The sequence below is a fragment of the Bacillus sanguinis genome, assembly GCF_018332475.1.
Lineage (GTDB): Bacteria > Bacillota > Bacilli > Bacillales > Bacillaceae_G > Bacillus_A > Bacillus_A sanguinis.
In genome coordinates, this window is the sequence record NZ_BOQB01000262.1 from 1 (window position 1) to 10,274 (window position 10,274).

At 36.6% G+C, this 10,274-nt stretch carries 9 protein-coding genes and 1 riboswitch; of the genes, 7 read left to right on the forward strand and 2 right to left on the reverse strand.

The annotated features are described in order from the left end of the window. Positions 1 to 206 precede the first annotated feature (206 nt). Positions 207 to 316: riboswitch (SAM riboswitch) on the forward strand. A 70-nt stretch (positions 317 to 386) separates the two neighbouring features. The 6 genes from KI369_RS23230 to KI369_RS23255 all read left to right on the forward strand — a co-directional run bounded on the left by KI369_RS23230 (position 387) and on the right by KI369_RS23255 (position 8,087). After that, on the forward strand, positions 387 to 2,219 hold the full coding sequence (locus tag KI369_RS23230) for a bifunctional homocysteine S-methyltransferase/methylenetetrahydrofolate reductase (protein WP_212957546.1): 1,833 nt from the start codon (positions 387 to 389) through the stop codon (positions 2,217 to 2,219). Further along, positions 2,219 to 5,617 (forward strand): methionine synthase, encoded by a 3,399-nt coding sequence (gene metH / locus KI369_RS23235; protein WP_212957547.1) that lies wholly within the window; start codon positions 2,219 to 2,221, stop codon positions 5,615 to 5,617. The genes KI369_RS23230 and metH overlap by 1 nt, the downstream gene beginning before the upstream one ends. A gap of 18 nt (positions 5,618 to 5,635) precedes the next feature. Continuing rightward, positions 5,636 to 6,694: an undecaprenyldiphospho-muramoylpentapeptide beta-N-acetylglucosaminyltransferase gene (murG, locus tag KI369_RS23240; protein WP_212957548.1), complete on the forward strand. Its 1,059-nt coding sequence runs from the start codon at positions 5,636 to 5,638 to the stop codon at positions 6,692 to 6,694. 96 nt (positions 6,695 to 6,790) lie between these two features. Next, a complete protein-coding gene (locus tag KI369_RS23245) occupies positions 6,791 to 7,051 on the forward strand; it encodes a DUF3966 domain-containing protein (protein WP_000817963.1) in 261 nt (86 codons plus the stop codon). A gap of 93 nt (positions 7,052 to 7,144) precedes the next feature. Continuing rightward, a complete protein-coding gene (locus KI369_RS23250) occupies positions 7,145 to 7,519 on the forward strand; it encodes a nucleoside 2-deoxyribosyltransferase (RefSeq protein ID WP_212957549.1) in 375 nt (124 codons plus the stop codon). A gap of 79 nt (positions 7,520 to 7,598) precedes the next feature. After that, entirely contained in the window at positions 7,599 to 8,087 is a 489-nt protein-coding gene (locus KI369_RS23255; protein ID WP_212957550.1) for a hypothetical protein, read from the forward strand. Positions 8,088 to 8,124: 37 nt separating this feature from the next. Here KI369_RS23255 and KI369_RS23260 read toward each other — a convergent pair whose 3' ends face one another. Next, positions 8,125 to 8,436: a hypothetical protein gene (locus KI369_RS23260; protein ID WP_166701809.1), complete on the reverse strand. Its 312-nt coding sequence runs from the start codon at positions 8,434 to 8,436 to the stop codon at positions 8,125 to 8,127. Positions 8,437 to 8,690: 254 nt separating this feature from the next. Here KI369_RS23260 and KI369_RS23265 point away from each other — a divergent pair, with 254 nt between their 5' ends. Continuing rightward, the gene (locus KI369_RS23265; protein ID WP_212957551.1) at positions 8,691 to 8,906 is read left to right on the forward strand and encodes a DUF3912 family protein; all 216 of its coding nucleotides are present in this window, start codon (positions 8,691 to 8,693) and stop codon (positions 8,904 to 8,906) included. A gap of 214 nt (positions 8,907 to 9,120) precedes the next feature. Here the strand turns inward: KI369_RS23265 and KI369_RS23270 are convergent. Then, a partial coding sequence (locus KI369_RS23270) for an L-cystine transporter (RefSeq protein WP_154162496.1) occupies positions 9,121 to 10,274 on the reverse strand: 1,154 nt, incomplete at its 5' end.

Consider the following 10,274-nt stretch of genomic DNA (forward strand, 5'->3'; position numbering starts at 1 on the left):
AGAATGTTCGTATGAAATTTTATTATGGTTTTAACTTTACAACAAAAGATAATTGAATTGCAACTTTATTTTAAATAATTTTTATTTTTCCGCAAGTGTCATTGACTTTTGTATTTGTGCGTGCTAAATTTATTAAAAAATTAACAAACATTGTTAAAAGGGGAACGTATTTCCTTTTAGCTACATAAATAAAATAATAAAGACAACTCTTATTGAGAGCGGTGGAGGGAAAGGCCCTGTGAAACCCGGCAACCTTCAAACGAAATGTTTGAAACGGTGCTAATACCTGCAAAACGAATGTTTTGCATAATAAGAGGAGGAACGATTATGTCCCCCTCTTCAAAGTGAAGAGGGGGTTTTTATATTGATAGAAATGAGGGAGATTTGTGAAATTACTAGATTTATTATCAAAAGGAATTGTAATAGGTGATGGTGCGGTTGGGACGTTATTACATTCACATGGTTTGCAAAGTAGTTTTGAAGAATTGAATATATCTGATCCAGATTTAATTATATCGATTCATAAGCAATATGTAGCTGCTGGGGCAGATGTGATTCAAACAAATACGTACGGAGCAAATGAAGCGAAATTACGTATGTATGGATTAGAAAATCAAGTTACTGAAATTAATAGAGCGGCAGTAAAACTGGCGAAAGCATCTGTTACAGACAGAAATGCCATTTTAGGGACAATTGGTGGTATGAAACATATCGGAGCAGTTACGACAACTGATATGGAGCGAGAATTTATGTTACTGGAACAGGCAAGTGCATTATTAGAAGAACAGGTTGATGGACTGCTATTAGAGACTTTTTATGATGAGTTTGAATTGCTTCATGCTGTTCAGGTGTTACGAAAAGAAACGAATATTCCAATTGTAGCGCAATTGGCGTTACATGAGGCGGGTACGACTCAAAATGGAAATGATGTAAATGAAATATTAAAACAGCTTTTAGATTACGGTGCAAATGTTGTTGGATTGAACTGCCAACTAGGGCCGCTTCATATGACGGAAGCTTTTAAAATGATATCGATTCCGAAAAATGGTTACTTGTCAGCATATCCAAATGCAGGTCTCCCAAATTATGTGGAGGGACGTTACGTATATGAGGGAAGTCCAGCTTATTTCGAAGCGATGACACCGAAATTTATTGAGCAAGGTATTCGGTTATTGGGTGGTTGTTGTGGCACGACTCCAGAACATATTGAAAGTATGAAACGTGCTACTTTAAATGTTCCGCCTGTAATAGAAAAGGATACGATTCAAAGACCAAAAGTAGTTCATACACATGAGAAACGTTCAAAAGCCCATGTCACTTTAGCAGAGAAAGCAAAAAAACAAACGACAGTAGTAGTGGAATTAGATCCACCGAAAACGTTAGATACGCAGCGATTTTTTGAAGGCGCAAGAGCATTGAAAAGAGCTGGAGCAGATGCTATTACTCTAGCAGATAATTCATTAGCATCTCCTCGCATTTCGAATATGGCAATGGGGGCATTATTAACGAAGCACGATATTCCGGTATTGACTCACTTAACGTGTAGAGACCATAACGTCATCGGACTACAATCTCATTTACTAGGCTTATCAGCGTTAGGTATGGAAGAAGTGTTAGCTTTAACTGGTGATCCAGCACGCGTCGGTGATTTTCCAGGTGCCACTTCTGTATATGATTTGTCCTCTATTGAGCTCATTAAAATGATTAAAGAAATGAACGATGGGCGCTCGATTTTAGGGAAATCAATAGGTCCAGCAACACGGTTTTCAGTGGGAGGTGCGTTTAATCCGCATGTAAGACATTTAAAAGCAGCGGTTAAGCGAATGGAACGGAAAATAGAAGCTGGAGCGGAATATTTTTTAACTCAGCCAATTTACGATATCGCGTTAATTGAAGAAGTGTATGAAGCGACAAAGCATTTGGAACAACCTCTTTTCATTGGGATTATGCCATTAATAAGTAAAAGGAATGCAGATTTCCTTAATTTTGAGGTGCCGGGTATTACTCTACCTGAAGAGATAAGGGAAAGAATGGATGGACATGAAACGAAAGAGGCAGCAATTGAGGAAGGGATTCGCATTTCACAAGAATTGATCGATGCGGCTATGAAATATTTTAACGGCATTTATCTTATTACACCGTTTCTAAAATATGAAATTACAGAACACCTTGTTAAATATGTGAGAGAAAAGCAAGAAGTGAAAGAAGGTATTAACTGATGAAATGTATAGAAGAAAAATTACAAAATAACATCTTACTATTAGATGGTGCAATGGGAACAATGATCCAGCAAGAGGACTTAACTGCGGAAGATTTCGGAGGAGAAGAGTACGAAGGTTGTAATGAATATTTAGTAGAAACAAGGCCTGATGTCATTTTAAAGATTCATAAAGCTTATATTGAAGCTGGCGCGGATATTATTGAAACAAATACATTTGGGGCGACAAATATTGTATTAAGTGATTATGAGTTGTCTCATTTAGACGAGGAACTAAATAAGAAGGCAGCACGTTTAGCGAAGCAAGCGGTCAACGAAAGTGGGAAGGAAGTATATGTTGCGGGAGCAATGGGGCCGACAACGAAAGCAATTAGTGTTACTGGTGGTGTGACGTTTGAAGAATTAATTGAAGCCTATACACGGCAGGCCAGAGGATTATTGAAGGGAGAAGTTGATGTATTACTCGTTGAGACGAGTCAAGATATGCGTAACGTGAAGGCTGCTTATATTGGAATTCAAGCAGCTTTTGACGAACTAAATAAAATTGTACCTATTATGATTTCGGGAACAATTGAACCGATGGGAACGACTCTGGCTGGGCAAACAATTGAGGCTTTTTACTTATCAATAGAACATATGAAGCCATTATCTGTTGGGTTAAACTGTGCGACTGGTCCGGAGTTTATGAGAGACCATATTCGCTCACTATCTGATTTGTCGGAGTGTTACATTTCTTGTTATCCAAATGCAGGTCTTCCTGATGAAGATGGACATTATCATGAATCTCCATCTTCTCTCGCTGAAAAAGTGAAGCGATTTGCTGAAGAAGGATGGGTTAATATTATTGGTGGTTGTTGTGGCACAACACCAGAACATATAAAAGCGATGAAATCCGCGTTAGCTTCTCTTAAGCCGCGTGAACACCATGAAAGAGCTGGACACGGGGTGAGTGGATTAGAGGCACTGCAATATGATGACTCTATGAGACCTCTATTTGTTGGGGAAAGAACAAACGTTATTGGATCACGTAAATTTAAACGATTAGTAGCAGAAGGGAAATTTGAAGAGGCTGCTGAAGTCGCAAGAGCGCAAGTGAAGAAGAATGCTCATATTATTGATATTTGTATGGCAGACCCGGACCGGGATGAAATAGAAGATATGGAAAACTTCTTGGCGGAAGTTACGAAAGTATTAAAAGTACCGATTATGATTGACTCAACAGATGAAAATGTGATGGAGCGAGCTCTTACTTATATTCAAGGAAAAGCTGTTATTAATTCAATTAATTTAGAAGATGGAGAAGAACGATTTAAAAAAGTGACACCGCTTCTTCAGAAATATGGTGCCGCTATTGTTGTAGGAACAATAGATGAAGACGGTATGGCAGTAAGTGCGGAAAGAAAACTCGAAATTGCGAAAAGAAGCTATGAGTTATTGACGAAGAAATATGGTATACGCCCGTCAGATATTATTTTTGATGCACTTGTATTTCCAGTAGGTACAGGCGATGAAGAATATATTGGATCGGCGGCAGCGACGATAGAAGGAATTCGCCTTATTAAAGAAGCATTACCAGAGTGTTTAACGATTTTAGGTGTAAGTAACATATCATTTGGTTTACCACCAGCTGGACGCGAAGTATTAAATTCTGTCTTTTTATATCATGCAACGAAAGCAGGATTAGATTACGCGATTGTGAATACGGAAAAATTAGAACGGTATGCGTCAATTCCTGAAGAAGAAAAACGTCTTGCTGATGCATTGCTTTTTGAAACGACGCAAGAGACGTTAGAAGAATTTACAAATTTCTATCGCGTGGCAAAAAAGAAAGATGCTGTTATCCAAGAAACATTAACGCTTGATGAAAGGCTAGCAAATTATATTGTAGAAGGGACGAAACAAGGGTTACACGAAGATTTAAGCCTCGCACTTACAGAAGGAAGAAAACCTTTGGATATTATTAATGGCCCACTTATGACAGGAATGGATGAGGTAGGACGATTATTTAATAATAATGAGCTTATCGTTGCTGAAGTATTGCAAAGTGCTGAAAGTATGAAAGCTGCCGTAAGCTATTTAGAGCCACATATGGAATCTAGCGATAGTGCGAAAAAAGGGAAAGTATTATTAGCGACTGTTAAAGGTGACGTCCATGATATTGGGAAAAACCTCGTTGAAATTATTCTATCGAATAACGGATATGAGATTATTAATTTAGGAATCAATGTTCGTTCGGATCGAATTGTGCAAGAAGTACAAGAAAAGAAGCCTGATATTATTGGTCTTTCTGGTTTATTAGTAAAATCAGCGCAACAAATGGTAACCACTGCTGAAGATTTAAAAGCAGCAAATATTGATATTCCAATTGTTGTAGGCGGGGCAGCGTTAACGAGAAAATTTACAGATAATCGTATTTCACCATCCTATAAAGGACTTGTATGTTATGCGAGTGATGCGATGACTGGTCTTGATATTATTAATAAGCTTCAAAAAGAAGAAGAGCGTGAGAAGATGAAACAAGATAAAAAAGAACGTCATCTTCATATCGTAAAAAAAGAGGAGAAAAAAGTAGAAATTCCAGCAGTGATTGAGCCATTAGCGAAGGCAGAGGTTATAGTGCCTGATTCAACAAAGCGAATTGTATTACGAGATGTTCCCGCCCTTCATCTCGCACCATTTTTGAATAGACAAATGCTACTTGGACATCACCTTGGATTAAAAGGAAGCGTGAAGAAGCTTTTGCGAGAGGGAGATAAAAGAGCACATGAATTAAATGATTTAATAGATGAATTATTGCAGGAAGGACAATCTTGGTTAAAACCGAAAGCGGTGTATCAATTTTTCCCAGCGCAAAGTGACGGACAAAACATTGTAATATATGATCCAGAAGATCATACGCGTGTTATAGAGCGTTTCACATTCCCAAGGCAAGGAAGGGCTCCATATCGTACTTTAGGTGATTATTTACGACCAATTGGAGATGAGATGGACTATGTTGCTTTCCTATCTGTTACGGTTGGAGAAGGCGTTCGGGACATTGCTGAAGAGTGGAAGGCGAAAGGTGATTATTTACGCAGTCATGCCATTCAATCGTTAGCGCTTGAACTAGCAGAAGGACTTGCTGAAAAAACACATATGCTTATTCGTGATCGCTGGGGTATTCCAGATTCACCAGAATTGACGATGGAAGAACGTTTCCGTACGAAATATAGAGGGATACGCGTGTCCTTCGGTTATCCAGCATGTCCAGAACTTGCGGATCAAGAAAAGTTATTTCGACTTATTCATCCAGAAGAAATAGGTATTTCATTAACGGAAGGGTTTATGATGGAACCAGAAGCATCTGTAACGGCTATGGTATTTTCTCACCCCGAGGCAAGATATTTTAGTGTATTATAGTCTAGAAGGGGGAGACGTATGAAAAAAATAGTCTTTACAGGTGGCGGTTCGGCAGGGCATGTAACACCTAATTTAGCCATTATTCCGCATTTACAAGAACAGAATTGGGATATTTCTTACATTGGTTCTCATCAAGGAATTGAGAAAACGATTATAGAAAAGGAAGGCATTCCGTACTATAGTATTGCAAGCGGAAAGCTACGTCGTTATTTTGATTTGAAAAATATAAAAGATCCTTTTCTTGTAATGAAGGGCGTTATGGATGCGTATGTAAGGATTCGAAAACTAAAACCGGATGTGATTTTTTCAAAAGGTGGTTTCGTATCTGTACCAGTCGTAATTGGAGGATGGCTAAATAGAGTCCCTGTTTTATTACATGAATCTGATATGACGCCAGGACTAGCAAACAAAATTGCGCTCCGTTTTGCTTCGAAAATATTTGTTACATTTGAAGAAGCTGCGAAACATTTACCGAAAGAAAAAGTAATCTATACAGGATCTCCTGTACGTGAAGACGTGCTAAAGGGAAATCGTGAAAAAGGTTTAGCTTTTTTAGGTTTTTCACGTAAAAATCCAGTTATTACAATTATGGGAGGAAGTTTGGGCGCAAAGAAAATTAATGAAACTGTTCGAGAAGCGTTACCAGAACTTTTGAAAAAGTACCAAATTGTTCATCTTTGCGGAAAAGGTAATCTTGATGAAAGCTTACAAAATCAAGAAGGATATAGACAATTTGAATATATACATGGAGAGCTGCCAGACATATTAGCGATAACAGATTTTGTTATTTCACGTGCGGGTTCTAATGCCATTTTTGAGTTTTTAACATTGCAAAAACCGATGGTTTTAATTCCGCTATCGAAATTTGCAAGCCGTGGAGATCAAATACTAAATGCAGAGTCTTTTGAAAGACAAGGATATGCTTCCGTCTTGTATGAAGAAGATGTGACTGTAAAATCTCTTATAAAGCATGTTGAAGAATTAAATCAAAATAATGAGGTGTATAAAACAGCTCTAAAAAAATATAATGGAAAAGAAGCGATTCAAACAATCATTCAACATATTTCAGAGGCATGATGAAACAATCATGTCTTTTTTAATAGGATGAAAGATTCCAAGGATTGATATTTTTATGTTACAATAGCAGATGGATTAGTAGGGAAATTCCAATTAATGAAGCGTGAAAATACGAATGGATTAGGAGTGACTGTGTTGGAGCTAAGTCTCTATGAAAATACTGCACTTATTATATGCTTTGTGTTGTACGTTGGTAGTGTTATTGTTTATATTTCAAGGAAATTTTCGCAAGAAAGAGAGCTTGAAAAATCAGAAATAACAGCTGAACTAGAAATGTTAGCTGATGAAAGTTATAAAAAGAAAAAAATAAAAGAAGAGCATGAAGAATCCCATCATTTAAACGCAAATAAGTTTTAAAGATGGGGATTTTTTTTGAAGTCGTTCTTTATTATGTGTATAGCAAGTAACGCTAAAAGGAGTTTCCCGTACATAATGAAGGAGTGTATATAAATGAATTTTTATGTCGCCTCAGGATTCCAAAATAAACATCTTGTACGTTCTATAGCAAATGAACTGAAACATGCAGGATGGCACCATACATATGATTGGACAAGAAACGAAAGAGCTGTGAATCAAGAGCAATTAAGAGAAATTGGTCAGGCAGAAAAGAATGCTATTACAGAAGCGGATATATTTTTGCTTATATTAGATGGTGGAAACGGGAGCCATACAGAGTTTGGAATGGCGATTGCGCTAGAGAAAAAGATATATGTATATCATGAAAGAAATCCGCTCCAAACAACGTTCTATCATTTGCCAGAAATAAATATTTTTGAAGGAGATGCAACTGAATTTGCATCTTATGTTATGAATCATGTGAAATAATAGTAACTACCTAAAAGGTTATAAAAGTGATCTTTTGGGTACAGTGATGATAAGAAACATATATAAAGGAGTACATAATATGAAATTAGAAAATGGATGGGAAACGAGCTTTTTAGAAGTCGTACAAAATAGTGAATTTAAGAAAGAGGCACTTCTTAGCCAATTACTTTTTGCAGATAGTGAAGAAGTTGAGGAGCTTGTAGATGATTATGGTTATGAAGAAATCATTGACCGCGAACATGATGAGGAATTAGCTGATATTTTAGGAGAAGAACTTTTTAGTGAGATGGAACGATACGTATTCTTATCTTCACAGCCAGAAGAAAAACTTATTTCATTCGTAAATGGATTAGGTTTTCACGTGTTAGATTGGATCGTTCTTCTTGAAACAGAATTTGGCATTGATAGTGCAAACTTTACGTCGGACGCCGTGAAAATGTTAGAAAAGCGTTTTAGACAGTTTCCACACATAGAGGATAAGACAATTTTTGATATGACATTTGGAGAAGCGATGGATGTATTACAATCCATTACAGGATTACAACTGAAGGAAAAGATGAACGTATAATGTGAAAAAAGAACGTGAGGCTATCACGTTCTTTTTTTCACATTATAATAATTTTGTCATCTAGTTTTGTTTGTCCGCTAAGAAGTGCGTTTAAATATTCCACTTTTCTTATACAGGCCTGTATATGTCTTTCAACCTCTTGTAACTCTGCTTGGTGATGTGTTTCAATCGGATGAATTTGTACGTTGAATTTTTCAAATTGACTACTATATGTTATTTCTGCATAGCCGCTCATAATATCCATTTCGTTATGAAATAAAAATTGCTTCGTTTTGTCACAGAATGATACATCCTGAAAGCCATATACTTTTAATGCTTCAATTACTTTTTTTATCATTTTTGTATTCATTTTTTTTAACCCTCTTTACGAAGTTCTACTTATACATTATACCATAAAAAATTACATAGAAAGCGCTTCCAAGTGTATTTTATTATAAACTTTACGTTTCAATCACAAAAATGAAACAAAGAAAAAATAATTGTAAAGAAGGAAGGACTCTTTTATTGTTTCGTCATATATATAGAGAAATAGTGCAAGGAAAGGAAATTTTCTGAAGTTGAGTTCGTATTTCCAATTTGAGCGCAATAAAAGAGGTGAGGATCTTGAACTTTGATATTGTAGGACAAAAAGCATATATAAAAGATGGACCATATCGGAACCGAATTGGAATTGTAAAGAAAAATGAAGAACAAGAAAGCCCGCGCTTTGCTATCGTAATTGGAGAGCAAAGTGTTGAGATAGAGCTAAAGGATATCGTATTAGTTGGAGTAGACGTAGGACAATTTCATACATGGTGCGAGCAAAATGGTTATTTGTAAAAGGGACGGGCTGTGAGATAATGAAATCTATTTGAGAAAAGAGAATATGTTATTGTATTCTCTTTTTCTATGTGTAAGGAGATAGAAATGAAGTATAAAGAACGAGATTTACATAGTGTTTGAAACAATATGTTATGCCTTATGTATAAAAGATAAAGAGGAAGATGGAAAGAACTAAAAAAGGACGCTAACAGTTTTGTTAGCGTCCTTTTCATTATGAAGCAATTTCACCAGTTTTTGTATCATCTTGATTGTACGTATCTTGATCTAATTCACCAAGCCATTTACTAGAAATAAGACCTGCTGTCATAGACCCACTTACGTTAAGAGCTGTACGGCCCATATCGATTAATGGCTCAACCGAGATAACAAGAGCGACAATACCGATTGGTAAGTTCATTGTAGATAGTACGATTAAAGCTGCGAATGTTGCACCGCCACCAACTCCGGCAACACCGAATGAGCTAATTGCAACGACAGCGATTAAAGTTAAAATAAATTGTGGTTGTAATGGATCGATTCCTACAGTTGGAGCGACCATCATTGCAAGCATTGCTGGATAAATACCTGCGCAACCGTTTTGTCCGATAGATACTCCAAATGATGCTGCGAAGTTTGCGATCCCTTCAGAAATACCAAGTTTTTCTTTTTGAGCTTCAATATTTAATGGCATTGCACCAGCACTAGAGCGAGATGTGAATGCAAATGTTAATACAGGGAACACCTTTTTCAAATATTGAATTGGATTTAAACCAGATAGAGCAATTAATAATAAGTGGATAACGAACATTACGATAAGTGCTACGTAAGACGCTAACACGAAGTTACCAAGCTTTAAAATAGCATTTATATCGCTACCAGCAACTGTTTTTGCCATAAGAGCTAATACGCCGTATGGAGTAAGACGTAAAATTAATGTTACCATACGCATTACAATTGCATATACAGCATCAAGCATCTTCTTAAATAGCTCTGCTTGTTCTGGATATTTTCGTTTTACACCTATAAAGGCGATACCGATAAATGCTGCAAATATTACAACAGAAATTGTTGAAGTTGGACGAGCACCTGTTAAATCAAGAAATGGATTTGTAGGTAACAGCTCTAATAATTTATCTGGAATTGTTGTCTTCTCAATAGAAGTGAATCTTTCTTCAACTAACTTCAGACGAGCAGATTCTGCATCACCTTGTTGCAGGCCTGTTGCAGATACATCAAACCCTGCACTCGCAGCGATACCGACAGCTGCAGCGATTCCTGTAGTAAGAATTAAAATTCCGATAATAAGACCACTAATTTTACCAAGATTTTTCGTTAATTGTAATTTTGTAAATGCTGAAATGATAGATACTAAAATAAGTGGCATAA

Bases quoted from the DNA above. Each gene is read 5' to 3' on its own strand.
- metH (WP_212957547.1), top strand. From the start codon at position 2,219: ATGAAATGTATAGAAGAAAAATTACAAAATAACATCTTACTATTAGAT.
- murG (WP_212957548.1), top strand. From the start codon at position 5,636: ATGAAAAAAATAGTCTTTACAGGTGGCGGTTCGGCAGGGCATGTAACA.
- KI369_RS23245 (WP_000817963.1), top strand. From the start codon at position 6,791: ATGAAGCGTGAAAATACGAATGGATTAGGAGTGACTGTGTTGGAGCTA.
- KI369_RS23250 (WP_212957549.1), top strand. From the start codon at position 7,145: ATGAATTTTTATGTCGCCTCAGGATTCCAAAATAAACATCTTGTACGT.
- KI369_RS23255 (WP_212957550.1), top strand. From the start codon at position 7,599: ATGAAATTAGAAAATGGATGGGAAACGAGCTTTTTAGAAGTCGTACAA.
- KI369_RS23260 (WP_166701809.1), bottom strand. From the start codon at position 8,436: ATGAATACAAAAATGATAAAAAAAGTAATTGAAGCATTAAAAGTATAT.